This window comes from Gulosibacter sp. (assembly GCF_052090685.1).
Taxonomy (GTDB): Bacteria; Actinomycetota; Actinomycetes; order Actinomycetales; family Microbacteriaceae; genus Gulosibacter.
This window is the reverse complement of sequence record NZ_JBQDBE010000011.1, coordinates 66,073-85,753: the sequence shown is the minus strand read 5'-3', so window position 1 is coordinate 85,753 and position 19,681 is coordinate 66,073. Positions and strand designations below refer to the sequence as shown.

Annotated in this window: 18 protein-coding genes; 5 read left to right on the top strand and 13 right to left on the bottom strand. The window is 61.9% G+C overall.

What is annotated here, in order from left to right:
• Positions 1 to 41: 41 nt before the first annotated feature.
• The 6 genes from ACTHXA_RS09005 to ACTHXA_RS08980 form a co-directional block, all read right to left on the bottom strand.
• Positions 42 to 1,310 (bottom strand): hypothetical protein, encoded by a 1,269-nt coding sequence (locus tag ACTHXA_RS09005; protein ID WP_441671531.1) that lies wholly within the window; start codon positions 1,308 to 1,310, stop codon positions 42 to 44.
• A 130-nt stretch (positions 1,311 to 1,440) separates the two neighbouring features.
• Positions 1,441 to 3,102: a dipeptide ABC transporter ATP-binding protein gene (locus tag ACTHXA_RS09000; protein WP_441671529.1), complete on the bottom strand. Its 1,662-nt coding sequence runs from the start codon at positions 3,100 to 3,102 to the stop codon at positions 1,441 to 1,443.
• Entirely contained in the window at positions 3,099 to 3,914 is an 816-nt protein-coding gene (locus tag ACTHXA_RS08995) for an ABC transporter permease (protein WP_441671527.1), read from the bottom strand. Before ACTHXA_RS08995 ends, ACTHXA_RS09000 begins: the two co-directional genes overlap by 4 nt.
• Entirely contained in the window at positions 3,911 to 4,876 is a 966-nt protein-coding gene (locus ACTHXA_RS08990) for an ABC transporter permease (protein ID WP_441671525.1), read from the bottom strand. The genes ACTHXA_RS08995 and ACTHXA_RS08990 overlap by 4 nt, the downstream gene beginning before the upstream one ends.
• 17 nt (positions 4,877 to 4,893) lie before the next feature.
• A complete protein-coding gene (locus tag ACTHXA_RS08985; RefSeq protein ID WP_441671523.1) occupies positions 4,894 to 6,564 on the bottom strand; it encodes an ABC transporter substrate-binding protein in 1,671 nt (556 codons plus the stop codon).
• On the bottom strand, positions 6,561 to 7,766 hold the full coding sequence (locus ACTHXA_RS08980; RefSeq protein ID WP_441671521.1) for an acyl-CoA dehydrogenase family protein: 1,206 nt from the start codon (positions 7,764 to 7,766) through the stop codon (positions 6,561 to 6,563). Before ACTHXA_RS08980 ends, ACTHXA_RS08985 begins: the two co-directional genes overlap by 4 nt.
• Before the next feature lie 112 nt (positions 7,767 to 7,878).
• On the opposite strand from ACTHXA_RS08980, the gene ACTHXA_RS08975 reads away from it, so the two are divergent.
• Positions 7,879 to 8,994: an LLM class flavin-dependent oxidoreductase gene (locus tag ACTHXA_RS08975; RefSeq protein WP_441671520.1), complete on the top strand. Its 1,116-nt coding sequence runs from the start codon at positions 7,879 to 7,881 to the stop codon at positions 8,992 to 8,994.
• A 13-nt stretch (positions 8,995 to 9,007) separates the two neighbouring features.
• Here the strand turns inward: ACTHXA_RS08975 and ACTHXA_RS08970 are convergent, their stop codons facing one another.
• The 7 genes from ACTHXA_RS08970 to ACTHXA_RS08940 form a co-directional block, all read right to left on the bottom strand.
• Positions 9,008 to 10,411 carry a DUF2252 domain-containing protein gene (locus tag ACTHXA_RS08970; RefSeq protein ID WP_441671518.1) on the bottom strand — a complete coding sequence of 468 codons (1,404 nt, stop codon included), beginning with the start codon at positions 10,409 to 10,411 and terminating at the stop codon, positions 9,008 to 9,010.
• Positions 10,412 to 10,535: 124 nt separating this feature from the next.
• The gene (locus ACTHXA_RS08965) at positions 10,536 to 11,174 is read right to left on the bottom strand and encodes a hypothetical protein (RefSeq protein ID WP_441671516.1); all 639 of its coding nucleotides are present in this window, start codon (positions 11,172 to 11,174) and stop codon (positions 10,536 to 10,538) included.
• A gap of 115 nt (positions 11,175 to 11,289) precedes the next feature.
• Positions 11,290 to 11,493 carry a hypothetical protein gene (locus ACTHXA_RS08960; RefSeq protein ID WP_441671514.1) on the bottom strand — a complete coding sequence of 68 codons (204 nt, stop codon included), beginning with the start codon at positions 11,491 to 11,493 and terminating at the stop codon, positions 11,290 to 11,292.
• A gap of 96 nt (positions 11,494 to 11,589) precedes the next feature.
• Positions 11,590 to 12,816, bottom strand: coding sequence for a pyridoxal phosphate-dependent aminotransferase (locus ACTHXA_RS08955; protein ID WP_441671512.1), 1,227 nt, complete (start codon positions 12,814 to 12,816; stop codon positions 11,590 to 11,592).
• Positions 12,817 to 12,894: 78 nt separating this feature from the next.
• Positions 12,895 to 14,364: an MFS transporter gene (locus tag ACTHXA_RS08950; protein ID WP_441671510.1), complete on the bottom strand. Its 1,470-nt coding sequence runs from the start codon at positions 14,362 to 14,364 to the stop codon at positions 12,895 to 12,897.
• A gap of 59 nt (positions 14,365 to 14,423) precedes the next feature.
• Positions 14,424 to 14,942 (bottom strand): hypothetical protein, encoded by a 519-nt coding sequence (locus ACTHXA_RS08945; RefSeq protein WP_441671508.1) that lies wholly within the window; start codon positions 14,940 to 14,942, stop codon positions 14,424 to 14,426.
• 87 nt (positions 14,943 to 15,029) lie between these two features.
• On the bottom strand, positions 15,030 to 15,599 hold the full coding sequence (locus ACTHXA_RS08940) for a CAP domain-containing protein (RefSeq protein ID WP_441671506.1): 570 nt from the start codon (positions 15,597 to 15,599) through the stop codon (positions 15,030 to 15,032).
• 121 nt (positions 15,600 to 15,720) lie between these two features.
• Between ACTHXA_RS08940 and ACTHXA_RS08935 the strand changes: the two genes are divergently transcribed.
• The 4 genes from ACTHXA_RS08935 to ACTHXA_RS08920 all read left to right on the top strand — a co-directional run bounded on the left by ACTHXA_RS08935 (position 15,721) and on the right by ACTHXA_RS08920 (position 19,678).
• Positions 15,721 to 16,614, top strand: coding sequence for a MurR/RpiR family transcriptional regulator (locus ACTHXA_RS08935; protein WP_441671504.1), 894 nt, complete (start codon positions 15,721 to 15,723; stop codon positions 16,612 to 16,614).
• 146 nt (positions 16,615 to 16,760) lie between these two features.
• A complete protein-coding gene (solA, locus tag ACTHXA_RS08930) occupies positions 16,761 to 17,903 on the top strand; it encodes an N-methyl-L-tryptophan oxidase (protein WP_441671502.1) in 1,143 nt (380 codons plus the stop codon).
• Positions 17,904 to 17,929: 26 nt separating this feature from the next.
• On the top strand, positions 17,930 to 18,814 hold the full coding sequence (locus tag ACTHXA_RS08925; RefSeq protein WP_441671500.1) for an ABC transporter substrate-binding protein: 885 nt from the start codon (positions 17,930 to 17,932) through the stop codon (positions 18,812 to 18,814).
• A 9-nt stretch (positions 18,815 to 18,823) separates the two neighbouring features.
• Complete coding sequence (locus tag ACTHXA_RS08920) at positions 18,824 to 19,678, top strand: amino acid ABC transporter permease (protein WP_441671498.1); 855 nt, start codon at positions 18,824 to 18,826, stop codon at positions 19,676 to 19,678.
• The last annotated feature ends 3 nt before the right edge of the window (positions 19,679 to 19,681 follow it).

Here is a 19,681-nt window from a genome sequence, read left to right as displayed (position 1 = left end):
ATTACCCGGCAGGTCGGTGTCTCGACCCTTCGTCCACTGCGTCACTGCCCGTCGGACGGCGTCGCGGTTGCAGAAGATTCTTCCGCCGGCGCCGGCGCTGACACCCGGTCGCTCAGCGTCGAAAGCATGGTGTCGAGTAGCCGGGCTGACCATCCGAAGGCAATCGCGATTCCCAGGGCGAGAATTCCGAACTCCTGCGGCCCGGAATCGATGCCGAGTCCTTCTGGCAGCTCGAGCCCAGCGCCAAGGGTGTCACTGAGCACGTCCGCGCCCACCAGCGCGGCGATCGCGAGCAGACCGATCACCGCCGAGACCGCACCGAGCAAGGGTGTGATGAACAGTGCCATCCACCGGGCTCCGCCGTCGTATGCAGCAGGATCTCCTTCAGGCATGAGCTTGCGGATGCGAAAAATAAGCGCCGCAACACCGGCCAGAGCCATGGGTACAACCCATCCGGTTGCAGCGAAAGCTCCCACCGTTACGAGCAGGAACAGCGCAACAACGGCGAGTTGATTCTGCACTTTCATGAGAAACACGTCACGTGATTTCGACTGTCCATTGGCGGCTTCGTACAGCGAAGCACTGAGCTGGCGGATGCGTTGCCCACTCGGAACGGTGCGCCGCTTGCCAACGAATAGCCACCGATTTATCGGAGGCTTAGTGGCCTCGACCAAGAGTCCGGCCAGCTCTTCGTGCTGCGCCTTGAGGCCCGCAATAGACTCCGACATCGAAAGTGCACGTCCCGCTCGCTTCAGCAGGTCGGCACCCTGCTCAAGCCGAAGCTGGCGCAGGAAATGCGAGCGCTGCAGTCGATACTCCTCGATGAAGTAGCCGGCGGCGAAGGGGCTGACCATTGGGTTCGGATCTGGCTCGTCCGGTTTCTTTGGGTCAATGCCGTGAAGCTGTGCCATGGGGAGGAGAATCCATCGGTGACGCACCGCAAAGAGTGCTACCGCATAGGCCGCAATGAACGCGGCGACAAACAGCATCCGGATCGTAAATGTTGATGCGACAAGGTGATCGCCGCGGATGATTGCTCCCGCGACCGCGAGTCCGGCAATGCCGCAGATCAGAAATATCCAGAGGCCGGCCACAACGAGGGTTAGCGGCGTGTTCGCTCCCTTGCCGTGATCAACGAAGAGACGAATCAACTGCGTGACGATGAGCGCAGCGAAGGCAGCCCCGAGTGTGATCGTCACCACGTTGATCGGGTTTTGCGTGCTCATCCACCACCAGAGATATCCGGCTGCACCGAATAATGCGGCCGCAAGACCCGCTACCGTGCCAGCTCTGCCCGAATAGTTCATCATTGACCATCCCGATCTCGCGCCATCACGCCTCTTCGGCACTGTGAGATGTGACGCGTGTGTCTAATGATCACTCTTGGGGTAGGAGCAATTTAGGTATTCAGCGTCAATGAAGTGCAAGGTTCGAGGAGTTTCAAGACTCCTGCGCGTTATGCAAGGTGCTCTCCGAAGTCTGCGGTTCGTGGATGCTCTTGGGCACCGCGGCGAGGAGCGCTTGGGTATATCCGGCTCGAGGGTCGTGCAGCACTTGCGGTGCCGGACCCTCCTCCACGATTCGACCGTGCTGCATCACCGCGACCCGGTGCGCAATTCGGGCGATCACCGCGAGATCGTGGGAGACGAACACGTAGGTGACGCCGAGGTCGCGCTGAATCGCGACCAGTGTGTCAAGCAGGCGCTTCTGCACGGTGGCGTCGAGCGCAGATACGGGCTCGTCCAAATAGATGGTCTCCGGCTCCGCGGCCAGTGCGCGAGCGACCGCGACGCGCTGTCGCTGGCCGCCCGAAAGCTGGTGCGGTAAGCGCTCCGCAAACTCCGCTGGCAGGTCGACCATTTCGAGCAGCTCCCGCACGCGGGCGCGGCGCTGCTGCCGGGTACCGATTCGGAATGCGTCGAGCGGCTCCGCAATGGCGCGGCCGACCGTGTAGCGCGGATCAAAGGATGCGAAGGGATCCTGCTGCACAAACTGGAACTTCCGGCGCAGCGCCCGAAGCGCTCGCGGCCCGAGTTCCTGCAGGCTCTCGCCCGCGTACGTGACCTCTCCAGAGCTTGGCTGCGTCAGTGCAAGCGCAATGCGCAGCAGGGTGCTCTTGCCGGACCCGGATTCACCCACGATGCCGAGCGTCTGCCCGCGCGGAATTTCGAGCTGTACATTGTCGACTGCCCGCACCCGGTACTGCTTGCTCACCCCGCGGAACGCGATGAGCGGCTCGGCTGCTGATGGCGCAAGATCCGGCTCGCCGTTGGCGAATCTGCCGAGCTCAAGCTCCCCCGAGGCGCTGCGCGCCGGCGCCGCATCCAGCAGCTGCCGAACGACTGGGGATCGAGACTCGAGCACCTCTTGCGTTGGTCCCTGCTCGGCCACGAGGCCCTGGTCGAGGACCAGCATTCGATGCGAGCGTTCGGCGGCGACGGCGAGATCGTGGGTGATGAGGATGAGTGAAATGCCTCGCGCTTGAACGAGCCTTTCGAGGTGGTCGAGGATGCGCCGCTGGACGGTGACGTCGAGGGCGCTGGTCGGTTCGTCGGCGATGATCAGCTGCGGCTCGCAGGCCAGGGCGATCGCGATGAGCACGCGTTGCCGCTGACCTCCCGAAAGCTCGTGCGGATACTTGCGCAGCTGCTGTTCGGGGTCATCGAGCCCGGCATCGTGGAGGACCTGCGCTGGATCCTGCCGCCTCGCATCCGAACTGCGCAGCGCCTCGAGCACCTGCTGCCCGATGCGCATCGACGGGTTGAGGCTCACGAGCGGGTCCTGCGGCACGAGCGAGATTACGTCTTGTCGCAGGTGGCGCCAGTCACGCTCCCGCGCATCCCGCATGTCCTGGCCGAGGATGCGCATCCGCTCGGCTGCGACCGTCACGGAGCGCTCGTGGAGACCGAGCAATGCCGATGCGAGGGTGCTCTTTCCCGAACCGGATTCTCCGACGATCGCGAGAACCTCGCCGGGGCGGAGGACGAGATCGACGTGACGCACCGCGGCCACCGACGAACGGCCTTGCCGGTAGGACACGTTAAGGTCGCGGATCTCGAGGCTTGCGGCGGGCCGGGTCGCGGGGCTTGTGGATGGTGTCATCGCGAGACCTCCTCGAGTGAGCGAGCGAGGTGGTTCAAGGCGAGCACGGTGCAGACCACCACGAGGCCCGGCAGCAGCGGCACCCACGGTGCCGTGGTGAGGAAGTTGCGACCGTCGGAGATGAGCGAGCCCCAGTCCGCGAGCGGCGGTTGTGCGCCGAAACCGAGGAAGTTGAGCGTGGCGACGGCGATGATCGCGCCCCCGAAGTCGAGGACAAAGAGCGCTGCCACCGGGCCGGATGCGTTGGGCAGGATGTGTTTGAAAAGGATCGAGGTTCGTGAATGGCCGCTCGTGCGAGCCGCCTCGACGTAGCCGGCGGAACGAACGGTCAGCACACGCGCTCGGGTGGTGCGCGCGAAACTCGGGATGAATCCAATTCCTACCGCGATTGCTGCGTTGACGGCGTTGAACTCGAGGGCCGAGATGATCACGAGAGCAAGGAGCAAACCTGGAACCGCGAGTTTCACGTCGACGATCCGCATCAGGGCGGTGTCGAGGATGCCTCCCGCGGCACCCGCCACGACACCGATGAACAGGCCGAAGGCTGCGGCAATCACGATCGCCAAAAATGCCGCCTGCACGGTCAGCGATGCACCTTGCACGACGCGCGAATAGACGTCGCGACCGAGTTCATCCGTCCCGAATAGAGCTGCCGTACTCGGTGGCTGCAGCAGGCTGTCGGGGTCGACCGAGGTGGGATCGACATCGCTGAGCCACTGCGGCCAGACCGCGGCGATTGCGACCCACACGAGGAACAGTAGCGAGATGGTCACGCCGGGTTGGCGGAACAGCGCGCGGGTAGGGGCAGTCACGAAACGAGCATCTCCTCTGGTACTTCGGCATCGTCGCGCTGGCGCGGATCGAGCAGCGGATAGAGGAGGTCAACAAGCAAGTTGATCGTGACGAAAAGCACTGATGCGAGCACGACAATGCCCTGCACGACCGGGAAGTCATGATGCAGCACCGCCTGCTGCAGTTCTTTGCCGAGACCGTTGCGCGAGAACAGTTCTTCGACCACGACCGTGCCGGTCACCATCGAACCGATGATGAGCGCGAGCATCGTCACGGTTGGGGCGATGGCGTTCGGCAGACCGTGCCGCAGCAGCACACGGACTCGACTCAGCCCCTTCATCCGTGCGGTATTGAGGTACGGCTCGACCGCGACCTCGTCGAACCCCTTCATGAGCACCTGGGCGATCACTGCGGCGGCGGGGATGGCCAGTGTGAGCGCGGGCAGGATCAGGCTCGAAAAGCCACGACCGCCCCCTGATGGCAGCAGGCCTAGCGAGAACGCGAAGACCTGGATGAGCAGCAGACCACCGAGGAAGCTGGGCACGGCAATGCCGAGCGCGGGAAGTCGCCGCAGGAGTCTGCGCAGCGGCTGCCAGTTCGTGAGCGCAGTCACGCAGGCAAGAGCGAGTCCGCCGATGACCGCGAGCACCAGCGCGAGGGCGCTCAGCGAGAGCGTACTCGGTGCGCGGTCGGTGATCACGTCGATGACGGGATTCCCGGTGCGATACGAGAACCCGAAGTCGCCGCGCACGAGATCCCACAGCTGCGCGAAGTATTGCTCGAGCGGAGGCTTATCGAGCCCGAACTTGGCGGTGAGCACGGCCACCTGTTCGGGATCGGCGTTGCTCACCTCGTGCCCGCCCGCGGTCAGCATCACGGTGACCGGATCGCCGGGCACCAGCCGCAGCACACAAAACGTCACGGTATAGGCCGCGAGCAGTACGAACACGGCCTGCGTGACTCGCAGCACAATGGCGATCATTGGCGGGCGGCGCCTCGCTACTGGTTCAACCAGAGGTCGTGGAAGCGGATCACCGACTCGGCGGTGAACTGGAACCCACCGACCTGATCCGACACCGCAGCCTGCTGCATCCGATCGAAGATCGGCAGGATCAGGCCCTCTTCGAGCATGAGCGTCTGCAACTCGTTCGTGAGCGCGAGGCGTTCCTCATCGTCAGCGGCCGCGAGGTTCGCATCCATGAGGTCGATGATCGCGGCGGTCGTGTCCTCGTCGAGGCCGCGCAGCCCACCAGCACCCGGTTGGTTGTAGAAGCGGAAGAGTGTGATTGGGTCGCTGCCGTTGAAGTAGCCGTAGGCGATGTCGAATTCCCCCGCGTTTTCGAGCGCGACGAGTTCGGCGGCCGGAACCTCAATGAGCTGGAGGTCGATGCCGACTTCCTTGAGCTGGGACTGCAGGAGCGCCTCCCCAACGGGGTCGGTGCCGTAACTGAGTGCCTCGATGGTGAGCCGCTCGCCGTCCTTGACGCGGTAACCGTCCTCGCCGAGTTCCCAGCCAGACTCCTCGAGCAGCTGGGCCGAGAGCTCGGGGTCGTAGGCGTACAGGCTCGCGTCGGCGGGTTCGGTGAGCGAGGTCGAGCTGTCGTACATCCCGGTGAGGTCGGGGTAGTCCTCGCCGTAGAGCACGTCGGCGTAGGTCTCATTGTCGAGCGCGTGGAGCACCGCGAGGCGGATGTTCTTGTCACTCAACGGGCGCTCGGCCGCGGTATTCGTCCAGTAGAAGTAGGTCGTACCGGGCATCGAACGCTGTTCGAGCGTAATGTTGCCGTTCGCTGCAAACTGCTCGAGGTCGGTGGGAGAGTAGGGATTCACCTTCCACGCGATATCGCTCGCACCGCTGGTCAGGTTGCCCACGCGCACGCTGTTCTCGCCGACGAAGTAGTACTCGATCGTGTCGAGGTGTGCGGGGCCGTCGTGTGTGTTGAGCGTGGAAGTCGGTGTGTAGTCCCCGCGGGCGCTGAACACGATCGACTCGTAGGGCGTGAACTCGGTAACCTCGAATGCGGCTGTGCTCGAGATCCCGACCTCGCAGCGCTCCTGCGCCGAAAGCTCGTAGGACGCGGGGGAGAGGATGCCGAGGCGGTTCCACGAGAGTCGGTTCAAGAAGGATGCGTTGGGCTGGTCGAGCGTGAGGGTCACGGTGTATTCGTCATCGACGGTGATGGACTCGAGGCCCGCGATGTCCGCGCCGCCGAGCACTCCGGGGTTCTCTTCGAGCAGGGCGAGGTCCGCGTCATAGGCGGTCTTGACGGCTTCCGCGTTAAACGCCGAGCCGTCGCTGAAGGTGACGCCTTCTTGCAGGGTGAAGGTGTAGTTCAGTCCGTCTTCGCTGATCTCCCACCCGGATGCGAGCCACGGCACGATTTCGCCGGTTTCGGGATGCTGATCCACGAGTCGCTCAGCGATATTGGAGGTGAGGAGGGTCCAGTCGCTACCCCAACCCTGGAAGGGGTCGAGGCAGGGGTTCGCTCCGGCGTCCATCGGCCCGTCGATGCGTAGCGTGCCGCCCTCGACCGCCTCGGTGGAGTCGGGATTGCTATTCGTTCCCGCGCAGGCGCTGAGCACGAGGGTTGCGGCTGCGGCGGCGATCATGGCCACCCCACGCACGGCACGACGGCGCGATGAACGGGGCGAAATGGGGAGCAAATTCATGCGTTGTTGTCTCTCAGTGTGGAGTTGTTGAGTCGCCAGTGTGCCTCCGCGAGGGAGTTGATACCGAGACGTCGAATCGCGACGTCCTCCTGCGGTGGATTCGGTCGCGCGCACAGCACGTCCCGGAGGTGTCGTTGGATCGGGCCGCTGCCGCTGAGCCCGTAGCTACCCGCAATGCGAAGTGATTCCTGCACGACATTGATCGAGGCGCGCGTGCTGATGAGCTTGGTCGCGGCGATGCGGGTCGCATCCGGCTCGACGCCCTGACTGAGCTGGGTGGTTGCCGAGTGGAGCACTTCCTCGGCGACAATCAACTCCGCCGTCACCTCACCGGTCGCATCCTGCAGCCGCTCGACGGTCGCGAGCGGTGCGCCGAGCGAGGCTGGCACCCGCTCGTTCAGAAACTTCACGAGCGCGTTTCGTGCCGCTCGAGCCACCCCGAGATAGATCGCGCTCAATCCGATACCGAACATCGCGCCAATGATCGCGGGTCCGGTGCCGCCGGTCGATGGGATGAGGTGCTCATCCGGAATCTCGACCTCGCGATAGACCACATCGTGCGTGCTCGAGGCGCGCATCCCGATCCCATCCCAGCTTTGGATGACCTCGATACCCGGATCGTTACCGGGGACGAAGGCGCGCGCGAGCCCACCCTCATCGGGGAGTGCGATGAGGACGACGTGCCAGTCGAGAAGCTCGGAACCGGTGACGAACGCTTTGCGGCCGTTGATCACCCAGCCGCGTTCAGTCTTGTGCGCCGTGGTGGCGAGTTGACCGCCGCGTTCGCTCGCGCCGAGCGCGGGCTCGGAACGTGCGGTGTTCACGAGCACTGGACGCTTCGCCGAATCCTGCAGCACCTGCTCGTAGACATCGGTGGGCCAGGTGACGCCACTGGCGACCGCGGAATGCTGCATCGAGGTCATCAGCGCCACCAGGGCAACCGCGGGGTCGCCCTCACCCATGGCGGCGTACGCATCCACGTAGCTGCCGAAGTCGATTTCGCGACCGCCGAACCGTTCCGAGACCGTCGCGGTGAGGAGTCCCGCCTCGTGGACCGTTTCGATCGAGTCCCAGGAGAGTCGTCCGGTCGCGTCGGCTTCGGCGGCGGATGCGGCGAGAATCTTCGTGAGTTCGTCGAGGGCTGACGGCGTTATCGCGGGTGGGATTGCGGCGAAGACGCGTTCGGGTATTGCGTTGGGCAATGAAGCTCCCTCAGGTGGCCGCGCTGCGGCCAAATTATTCGATCTGTAGACTGGCAACCCAAGTAAATGTACCAGATCCAACAATTTGCGGATCCTAAGGAGAACCAGCACTGTGTCAGCCCAGGACGACGTGAAATTTGTCGGCACATTGAGCACGGCAGACGGATGGAACGGGGTCGATGTCGCCGAGATTGACGTGAAGCGGACCATCGCCTCGGCACAGATCATGGAAGCCAGCGGCTTCGACCAGACGATCATCATTTACTCTTCGTATTCGTTGGATCCTTTCACGGTGGCGACCACAATCGGCCAGCACACCGACAGGCTCGGGTCGATCATCGCGCTGCGGCCGAACGCGCTGGCACCCACGATGGCGGCGCGCGCCTATGGCACGGTTGACCAGATCAATGGCGGCCGCACGCAGGTGCACCTCATCGCGGGCGGGCTGGACTCCGATCAGCAGCGCGAGGGTGACTTCGCCACGAAGGATGAGCGCTATCGGCGGATGACCGAATATGCCCAGTTCCTCCGCCGCAGCTGGGGCGAGGACGCATCCTTCGATTTCGAGGGTGAGTTTTACACGATCCGCGATTACACGCCGCGCATCAAACCGCACGCCGGAGCGCCGCTGCCCATCTCGGTCGGCGGCTCCTCGGCGGCCGCCTTCCAGGCCGGCGTGGCCGCGGCCGATATCTTCTCGACCTTCACCGAACCGCTCGCGGAATCGCGCGCGGAGATCGCGAAGCTCCGCGCTCTCGAGGCGAAAGCCGACCGGGATGCGCCGCTCGGACTGATGCTTGACTCGCGCGTGATCACTGCGCCGACGGATGAATTGGCCTGGGCCGAAGCCCATCGCATCCAGGAGCGACTCGCCGCGTGGGCCTCGCGGAATCGGGCGGCGAGCGAGGTGAAGGCGCACTCGGGTAAACAGGGCGCGGAATCTACCCACCGCATCCTGAACATCGCGGAACGCGAAGAGCTTCACGACGGGGTGCTGTGGACGAAGCTCGCGCAAACCACCGGCGCGATTGGATCATCCGCGGTGCTCGTCGGCAGCTATGAACGCGTCGCCGAGGCGCTCGCGGCCTATTACGACCTCGGATACACCACTTTCTCGCTGCGTGGCTATGGCGATTGGAACGCGGTCAATATTGAGCTGGGGCAGTACGTGCTGCCGCGGGTTCGGGAACTTGTAGCGGCGCGGAAAGTTTCGCAGGCGGTTGCGTGACCTGCGGCGCCGGTCAGTCTTCGCGCTGCACCTCGATGCGCCCCGCTGCGGCCGCGGCCTCCAGTGCCCGAAAATCGGCAAGGGACTGTTCGGCGTAGGCGAAGGACCAATCGACGATTGCCTCGGCGACTGTCTTTGAGGCCCCGATATAGCCCACCACCTCGACCGCAAGCGGGCTCTGCGAATGCGCTCGCGCGAGCAGCGTTGCGCACAGGATGCCATAGTCGCGAAACCCATCCGAGTCGAGTTCTGTGAGCTCCACCGAGCCCTTCATATCGTGGAACTGGCGCACGTAGAAGTCACTGTCGTCGAATTGCAGGTGCCCGAGGAAGGGGTCCGACACCGCCTGCAGCAGCCGCTGGCCGTTGACCACGCGAGCTCCCTGGCCAAGCCGGCCCACGGCATCCGCCAACCGAAGGGGCTGCGCGAACCCGCCATACTGCGCGAGCACGGACTGGTTCGCCTGCTTGATCTGCAGCACGAGGGTGTCGTCATCGGCACCTTCGAGCAGCTGCAATGCGCAGCGCGTACCGACGCTACCGACCCCGACCACGCGGCGAATCGTATCGGTCGGGGCGTACTGTGCGAGCACCGACGCGACATCGAAGGTGACGGTGCTGCGATACTCATCGAAGAGTCGACCAACGAGGGGCGCGTTCATATTGTCAAGCCGCGTCATGCGTGGTGGCTGCTCGATGAACCGCAAGCGGCCATCTTCATCTCGCTCGGTATTGCGCCGAACAGCGCGCTCCGAAGTCCGCTTATGCGCCGAATCAACCGAGCGTTCCAGTACCTTTCGCGTGTGCTTGTCGATCTTTGCGGTGAGCGCCTCGATATGTGGTTGCACGAAGTAGCGCTCCACGGGGCTCTGATCGACCATCGCGCGCAGCCCATCCGCATACGCGGCGAAGGCAGCGAGGGCGCTCTTCCGAATCGATGGCTCATCGTCGCCATTGTCGAATCCGCCGACAATGATGCTCGTGATTAGCCGTTTCACATCCCAATCCCACGGCGCGATTGCGACTTCGTCGAAATCGTTGAGATCGAACACGAGCCGACGTTCGGGGGAGGCGAAGAACCCGAAATTGCTGACATGCGCATCCCCACAGGCGAGTACCGGGATGCCCGAGTGCGGATCATTCGCGAGATCGAGGGCCATCAGTCCCGCGGTGCCGCGGTAGAACGCGAATGGACTGGCGAGCATCCGCCCGAACCGCAACGGCACGAGGTGCTGGAGCCGAGTCGCGTTCTGCTCCTCGAGGTGGGCTACGGGATCGCGGCCTGTTGGTTTGAGGGTCGCGAGTGATTTCCGCGGTGATTGCTTTCGCAACGCGCGGCCGGTCGCGAGTTGCTCGGCGCGGCTTGCGGGGCGGATGCGTGAGCGCGCGGTTTGGTGCGGGGCGTCGTTGGCCGTCATTCCCAAAGTATGCCGCGGATCGCTGGGGAAAGGATTCTGGTATTGCTGGGCTTCACCCTTCCTGCGGCCTGAAGCCTTCAAGACGGTATCTGGCGCTCTCCAGACCTACGCGTATTCGGCGTTCCTAGTATCGGTCAGTTCGTTCGCGCCGAGGCGAGGGCACTGTCCGCGTCCGTTCAACAGCAAACCCTTGAGCTTCCAACTCACTAATGGCAGTTTCAAGGTCATCACCGATGGCAGCGCGCAATTGAATTTCTCGCCAAACGCGTCGACGCTCTATCAGCACATCATCGGCCTCTGGTCTCGTGTCGATTCCAAACTCAAGAATGGCGAATTGAAGAACATCCTCTAAGGAAGGGCGATACCGCGCCCCTCCGGTCGGGAAATGGAGGTCGCTAAATTGCGGATTGCGCTTGCCGGAGTCGAGTGCTTGCCGACGGCGTCGTCCACGATGACGCCGACCTGCGGATGCCATTGCCCACACCATGTCGTCACGCTTGGCATGAACGTTGTAGTGGCTGGCTGGAATGTTCTTTTTCTCGTTGCGCCTAAAATCAAGCGAAAATAGTGGCATTTGTACATCGACCACTCGCAACTTTAGTGATGATGACTCAACCGTGAGTCTTGGATCTATTGAGGAACGTGAGACGAGCCAATACGCGATCTCGAGTTCTAGAACAGGCTTACCTTCAACGAGCAGAGGGATGCCTGGATGGGAGACCGTGACGCGGCCTGTTCCTTCCATGGTGTCGACATTGGGCACTAATTCGATTGCATCTGAGGGAAGGATGCGGGCGAGGTCGTAGAGGAGTTCACCTGCCCACTCTGTTGCTGCTTGGACGATGTGGTTCTCGTCCGACGTGGCGTTTGGACGGTGGCTACTCACCGATGAGGAAGTCCAGGTTACGCAGTTCGAGGAGCGCTGCCGATTCTGTCTTCGTAAGTGAGTAGGTGTCTTCTTTGGCGAGCAGTTCGTCGTACGTGCTGCCCACTCGAACAAGAATCTCGTCCCGGCGGCGAGCGAAATCGTGAGTATCCACAGTGTGGACATTGATCAGTTTGTTCATCTCAATGAGAGTCATTCGTTTCCCTCCTGCTTTAAAGAACAGGATACTTCGCGCCTCCGACAAGACCCGGGTAGGGCAGGCGGCTTCTGGAGGGGCGAGTAAAATCGCGACCTACCCGCTGCGCTGAAACTGCAGGATGCGCGCAATCGCCGCGGCGATTGTTTGTTCACCAGCGGCAAAGGACAACCGCACCGTGCGGTGACCGCCGGCGGGGTCGAAGTCATTGCCGGGAACCACCGCCACGTCCGCGACCTGCAAGAGCTCGCGAGCATACGTGGTCGAGTCGCCAAATCGTTCAAGCTGCTTCCCGAGATCGGCGTAAAAGTAGAACGCACCGTCGGAGGGAGCCGAGACGCCCCACTCAAGCTGCGGCTCCGCATCCAGGAGCAGTGACCGAGCGCGCGCGAATCCAGCGACGACTTCCTCGCGTTCGGCATAGGCCGACTCGGTGAAGGCTGATAGTGCAAAATCCTGCGCCGGTGCGGGCGGCGATAGCGCGAAATTCGACGCGAGCGCTTCAAATGGCGGCACGAGTGCAGGTGGCAGGATCGCCCAACCAAGCCGCCAACCGGTCATCCCCCAGTACTTCGAAAACGAGTTGATGACGATCGCATCGCTGGAAAGTTCGAGCGCGGTCACTCCTCGTGGGTCGGAATCACCGGGCTGCGGGTAAGTGATGCCGTGATAAATCTCGTCACTCACCATGCGAGTGCCGTTTGTGCGGCACCACTCCACCAGCGCCAAGAGGTCGGCGCGCGAAAGCATCGTGCCGGTTGGGTTCGCGGGTGACGCAAGAATGAGTCCGGAGAGCGGCCCGTGCTGGGCAGCTGCCGTGTCGAGTAGCGTCGGCGTCGGCTGATATCGGGTGTCGGGTCCAGTCGCGATCTCGATGACCTCGACCCCGAGCGCTCGCAGGATGTTGCGGTAGGCAGGGTATCCGGGGCTCGCGAGCGCGACTCGGTCGCCCGGGTCGAATGCAGTCAAGAACGCGAGCTGAAACGCTCCCGAGGAGCCGGTCGTGACCGCGACTTGTTCGGGATCGACGTCGATGTCGTACCAGCGCCTGTAATGTTCGGCGATTGCCCGTCGAAGCGATGGGATGCCGAGAGGCCCGGTATATCCGCTGGCTGTTACCGACCGCGGGCCGGGGCGTGGTTCAGGTTCTCCGGCACACAGCGACAGTACGTCGTGGCCAGACGCTCTTCGCCGGCCAATCTCATCCGTAATGCGCATTACCTCAAAGGCGGGGATGCGCGAACGCACCGATGCTCCGAGCGAGGGAATGGCCGAGGGTTCCTCGCGTGGTCCTGGCTTGGGTGAGGGCTGACTCGGGTTCACAGGGACTCCATTCTGTGCAGCAATGCGGAAGTGCGGGACAGCAAGAAGTCATCTCACCGACCCGCACATCCAACCTAACTACTGGTCGAGCTTCGCGACCGGACGCTTCGCCGGCACGGTGAGCATGATCGCGAGGCCGATTGCGAGCGTAATAAGGATGCCCCACACGCCAGCCTTGGGCTGCATGAGCCACGTGATGAATGCGAAGTAGAGCAAGTTTGCGATCCATCCGGCAGCGCGGCCGGTGGTGGCGTAGAGCCCGAAGATCTCACCCTCGTGACCGGTCGGTACCGCGCGCGAAAGATAGGAGCGCGAGGCCGACTGCACCGGTCCGACAAAGAGGCACAGGATGAGGCCGAGCACCCAGAATACGGTTTTGCCGTTGCCCGTGGACATCAGCACCACGCCCGCAACGAGCAGGCAGACGAGGGACGCGATGATCACGGTCTTCGGGCCGAACTTGTCATCCAGGTAGCCGGAAATGAGCGTTCCGAAGCCTGCGGCGAGGTTGGCGGCAACCGCAAAGTAAATGACTTCGCTGCCGGAGAATCCGTAGACCTGCGAGGCGAGCACCGCGCCCCAGGCGAAGATCGCGCCCAGACCGTCACGGAAGATCGCGCTGGATAGCAAGAACTGCAGCAGTTTCCGGTCGTTCTTCCACAGCCACACCAGCGTCTTCCAGAGTTCGCCATAGGCCTTGAAGAATCCGACTCGCTTAACGCCTGCGGGAGCGTCAGCTTCGGGGACGCGACGCAGCAGCGGAATTACGAAGGATATGAACCACAGAGCTGCGACGACGACAGCGAGGCGGATATTGAGTGCCTGGCCCTCAAGCCCATCAGGTACCCCGAAAATACCAATACCGGGAGCATCCCCGTTGAAATCCTGGAGGAAAAGCACGAGCAGCACGAGCAGCAAGACGATCGAGCCGATATATCCGAGTCCCCAACCGGTGCCAGAGACGCGACCGACGTTGTCCTTCGTTGACACCTGCGAAAGCATCGCGTTGTAGTTCACCTCGGCGAGGTCCGAGAACACCTTGCCGAGAGCGAGAAGCGCAGCCCCAAATAGGAGGAACTTGGCATCAGGGAACACGAAGAACATTGCGAGCATGCACGCGATCGTGATGCCGGAGAACAGCGCGAGGAAGAGCTTGCGCTTCTTTGATCCGTCAGCCGAGCGACCGAGCGCCGGCGCAATCACCGCGACGATGATCGCTGCCGCAAGGTCAAGCCCGCTCATAATTTGCTGCGATCCCGCTTGTGCCGCGAGGTACGCCGGGTTTTGTGGATTCGTCGCGCTCACCAAATCCGGGTCGACCTTTTGCGCAACCACGGCAGGGTCGAGAAAGAAATCGGATGCGAGGTAGGTCGCGAACACGAACGTGACGACCACGGCCTGGAATGCCGAGTTACCCACGTCGTAGAGCTGCCACGCGAAGGCGCGACGGCGCTGTTCCTTCGCGGGAATCTGCTCGCCGTCCTGGGTCGTCAGCAGATCGGATGCGGTGTCTGGCTTGCCGTGCTCCGGCGTCGTCGAGGTGCTCACACAGCGGAGTCTAAGCGGTGGATGCGTCGGGCGCGTTACCGAGTCTCGCGCCGGACACCTCAGTCGTCCGCTGGCGTGAAATATTCCTCGTGGTCAATGATCTCGAATGCTGGCGCGGCGATGATCGGGCGACTGAGTTCCTCGCCGGTGATCACTCGCTCGCGCCGCTTCCGGCCGAAGCGCCAGAATTTGGGGATGCGGGCATCCCAGTCCGCGCGGACTTCCACCTCCGCGGAGTCGGTCACGCGATATTCGGTGGTTCGCGTAGTTGTTGGTTCGCCTTCGGAGCCGATCGTCATTACTTCGAGAACGACCTTGGATGCCCCGGTAATGACAAGCCCCGGCACACCCAGTTTTAGCCCCATCGGGTGCCAGATGTGCACCGAGACACCGTCTTCAAAGAGCAGGATGAGGTGCCTGGCAACGGAATGGACTTCGACGAGTTCGTGATAGTTATCGACCTTGCCGCCGTGGACGGCGCCGAAACATGCTAGGGAGCCGCCGAACGAACGGGGTCCGAGATCTTCAATCGCAGCTGCAATCCTTGCAGCCCCGTCCAGCCCTTCCGAGCGTGCCATGTTTACGTGCCTCCGATTACCTCAATCTTCGAATCATGGCATGACATTCCCTGAATGTTCCCAAGCGGGGTCCGTGCGGAAGGAGGGCTAGAAGAGTGGCGTTCCGAAGACCTGCGCGAAGTAGGTCCGGCCGTCAGCGCCGATCGTCATAGCGAATCCCATTTCGGTGAGATCGGGATTGACGATATTGGCGTAGTGATCGGGTGAATCGACCCATCCGGTCATGACTTGGCTATACGACAATTGCCCGGTTGCCACGTTTTCGGCGACCATCCGCCACTGATAGTCGGTGGCAGAGACGCGTTCGCCGAGCCCGCCGAGTCCGTCGTGGGTCATCGTTTCGATACTTGCTTGGTGATCGGCCTGTGCCTGGGCGGCTTCATTTAGCTGCGCGTTCAACTCGAGCGGATCGAGTCCCTCCTGCACGCGCACTCGGTTCACGAGTTCGAGCACTGCTTCGGCACCGGCGGAGCCCTGGGCCAGTGGCGCATCGTGGCTCAGGTCGTAGGTCTCTTCGGCGGAGCCTTCGAGCGTGATTTGCGGCGCATCCGACGGCTCAGCCAAGAAATCAACGGCGACACTGCAGCCGGTCAGCAGCGTCGCCGCCACCAGCGCGAGCGTGGTGGCAAGGATGCGCGAGAGCGGCCGCCGATTCATGGTGTTAGTTTGCCAGGGTTTGCTGCTGGGGATGCTGCCCTCCGCAGCATTGTTGAGTTCCCCAGCGTCGCCCGCCCTACTATTGGCGAACATTCAATGGTGAACGAACAATTGGGCGACGATGACAACTGAAGGCAGCTTTCAAGAGCGCTATACGCAGGCACTGGCTAACCTCACACCGACGGAGCGGAAGATCGGCGATTATCTTCTCCGGCATCCCGATGAGGTGATTGACGCCTCGGCGCTCCAGATTGCTGCGGCGTCAGAGACAAGTGACGCGACTGTCGTACGTACTGTTCAGAAACTTGGTTATGGTGGCCTCCGAGACCTCAAGCGCGAGCTTTTGGAAGATGTGCTTCGACGTCGGAATATGTCAGCGGCACTCGATCACAACATTGATCAAATGCTCGCAACCGAACGACCCCTGATGAGCATGTTCGCCGATTCAGTCGGTGTCTTAGAGGGATTTCGGCAGGACTTGGATGACGAACAATTCGACGCAGCGGCAACCCTATTGACTGCTGCGCGCCGCGTATTCACGTTTGGACTTGGTCCAGGCAGCTTCATCGCGGGGTTCTTGGCACTTCATCTCACACGAATTGGCTGCGACGCTGTCGCGCTGTCGCACACGGGGTATCGAATCGCGGATGATCTGCTTGCTCTGAGTGCAGACGACGTCATTGTGCTCTTCGCGCCCTATCACCAGACTCCAGAAGTGGATGCAATTATCGAACATGCGAGCGCGACCGAGACGGATGTCATTCTCATCACTGAGGCGCTCGGTGTCTCGCTGCGTGATCGCGTACGGATGATCATCAAGACACCACCGACAATCTCAAATCTCGCCAGTGAGAGTTTGGTGCCACTGACTGTGGGCTATGCGCTTGTCCTTCAGGTCGCTGCACGGAACCAGAACACTTCAGCAAATCAAGGGGCGCTCTTCAACCAAATCGCATCACGCTTCATCGGCAGTAATGAAATGCCATCACCACCGTTTCCGAACTCGACGATCTAGAAAACGGTGTGATCGGGACCAACTCTGATCGCATCCGAGTAGTGAATATTGAAGTGACACTACGCTCTTGATCTAATCTGCAGCATCCACTACAGTCATCTCAATCGCAATGTCGCGAGAGACGAGCAGCGCTGAATGGAGCTGGAATGGCAGTTGCACCAAGAGTCGCAATCATTGGCATGGGAGCCATCGGTTCGATGACGGCATGGAGGCTCGCCGCCCGCGGCGTAGCCGTGACGGGATTTGATCAGTACGCCCCCGCAAGCAATCGAGGGGCATCGGCTGGCGAAACCCGCATGTATCGGGTCGCTTATAAGGAAGGGCCTGAGTACGCGGAGTTGCTGCAGTCTGCAGCGCCGCTGTGGAAGGAGCTTCAACAGCGAAGCGGACGGACACTCTTCCAGCAGCACGGTTCGCTCACAATCGGAAACCCCGACCACGAAGATCTCCAGAGCATCCGCGAAAATGCCGACGCATATGATCTCGAGCTGCTTGAACTCGGTCATGATGCGATGGCCGAGCGCTTCTCGCAGTGGCGGCTATACGACGGTGAAATCGGAATATATGACCCGCTTGGCGGACTATTGCGCCCGGAAGCAGCGGTAATTTCCGCAATTGAACAGGCTCAGCACGCTGGAATGGAACTCCGCACGGGCGTGCGCGTCAGCGCGGTGGAAGAAAGTGCATCCGAGGCAACCGTCACCACCGATCACGGAACTGAGACTTTCGATCGCGTCATCGTGGCGCCCGGCCCATGGGCGGATGAGCTGCTCGGGGGTGTAATACCGCGGGTTCGGCCCGAGCGAATCGTGTCCATTTGGTTCCCCACCGATCAGCCTCGTGAGTTCGGTCCCGATCGCTTCGTCCCCACCCTCCGACGCGGAGATGGACTGGACCTCACCGCATTCCCGAGCGTTGATGGGAACTTCGTCAAAGTGAACCTGCACTTGCCGCGGACGCTGCTCGACGCAGCCGACGGCTGGGACCGCACCATCGAAGATGAGTACGTCGAGGCCACGCGAGAAGCGGTTCGCCGAGGCTTCAACGGTCTCCACGACATCGCGGTGCGTCGAGAGGCCTATCACGAGGGATACACCGCTGATGACCACCCGGTAGTTGGCCCGGTTTCCACCGATGGCCGAGTCATTGCGGCGACCGGGTTCTCCGGTCACGGCTTCAAGTTCGCTTCGTCGATGGGTGAGGCAATTGCGCAGCTCGTCACCACCGGCGAAACAGACTTCGCAATTGATCACATGTCACCCACTCGCGCATTCGTCGCATACCAGTAGCAGTGAAGGAACGAAGGAGTTCTGAAATGAAAAAGAAGTCACGTTTTGCGTTTAGCCTGATGGCCGCCGGCCTAGCGATTGCCTTGGCGGGTTGTGCCCAGGGCGGTGCGGATGCATCCTCAACCGAGGGCGTCCCGGCCGAAGGCCCTGCTGGCCTCGTCCCTGAAAACATTGCTGACCAGGGTTCCATCACGATCGCAACGCCAGCAACGTTCCCGCCCGAGGGATACCAGGATGAGGATGGTTCGCTCGCTGGCTATGAGATTGAAATTGCCGAGGCCGTGGGGGAAGTGCTTGGTCTCGAGGTGGAGTGGCAAATCACTGAATTCGCGTCCATGATTCCGGGGTTGCAGTCCGAGCGCTTTGAAATGGCTGCTGGCCAGATCGGAATTACACCCGAGCGCGCGGAAACAATCGACTTTGTCACGCTGATTTTGGTCAATCAGGCATTTGCCGCGAGCGCTGACTCCGGCCTCACGGATGTCACAATCGAAGACCTGTGCGGCATGTCGGTTGCCGTCATGCAGGGCTCACGCCAGCACGAATTTGGTGAGGAGCAGAGCGCCACTTGTGAAGAGAATGGCGAAGCGGCCATCGACCTGAATGTCTTCCCGACCGCCAACGACGCCTGGCTCGCCATGCAGTCAGACCGCGTGGAACTCTACTGGAACGGCACCACCAACGTTGCATACCTCGTGGATCAAGCCGATGACGCCGAAATTGTCGGGCATCACCTTGAGCCCTACCCGACTGGACTCGCGCTGCCAAAAGACTCGGAGCTCGGACCTGCTGTGGAAGCTGCCCTTCAGCAACTTATTGATGACGGCACCTATACAGAAATCCTCAATGGTTGGGGTCTTGTCGACAGCGGTATCACCGAGGCCGAACTCAACCCCGAAATCACTTGGTAGGCCGCGACCATGACGATTCAAAACTCATCAGCGGCGCCGCCCGATGCGACGTCGCAAGGACATAAGACCGAGCCCAATGAAGAACCACCGGTCATTCCGCTCCGGCACCCCGTCCGCAACATCCTGACCGTGCTGTTGGTGGCCTCGGTCATCATCGTTGGGTACAGCGTCGCAACCAATTCGCGATTCCAATGGCTCACCGTCCTTGAGTACCTCTTTAACCCGCAGATTCTCACCGGACTCGGGAATACCCTCGTGCTGACCGTCGTCGGAATGGTCATCGGTATCATCCTTGGTCTCCTGCTCGCGATCATGCGCCTGTCCTCAACCAAGATTGCGCAGCTGCTCGCGGGCGCGTACATCTGGTTCTTCCGCGGCACTCCCGTGCTCGTGCAGCTGATCTTTTGGTATAACTTCGGGGCGCTCTATCCGAGGATTTTTGGCCTGCAGGCGAACGACCTCATTACGCCGCTCACTGCCGCGATTCTCGGTTTGGGACTCAACCAAGCGGCCTATATCGCCGAAGTCGTGCGCGGCGGCATCATCTCGGTCGGGAAGGGACAGCGCGAAGCCGCCCAGGCTGTCGGGATGACGCCCGGCCTGATCTATCGCCGAATCATCCTGCCGCAGGCCATGCCAGCGATCATTCCGCCGGTGGGCAATGAGTTCATCACGTTACTCAAGAACACCTCGCTTGTGAGTGTGATCGCGATGGCGGATCTACTGCACTCGGCACAGCTCATATACGCGCGAACCTACGAGACCATTCCACTGCTGATTGTGGTCTGCATCTGGTACCTGGTCGTCACGACGGTGTTGACGCTTGCCCAAGGCCGCGTCGAACGTCACTTTGCGGGGAGGTAACTC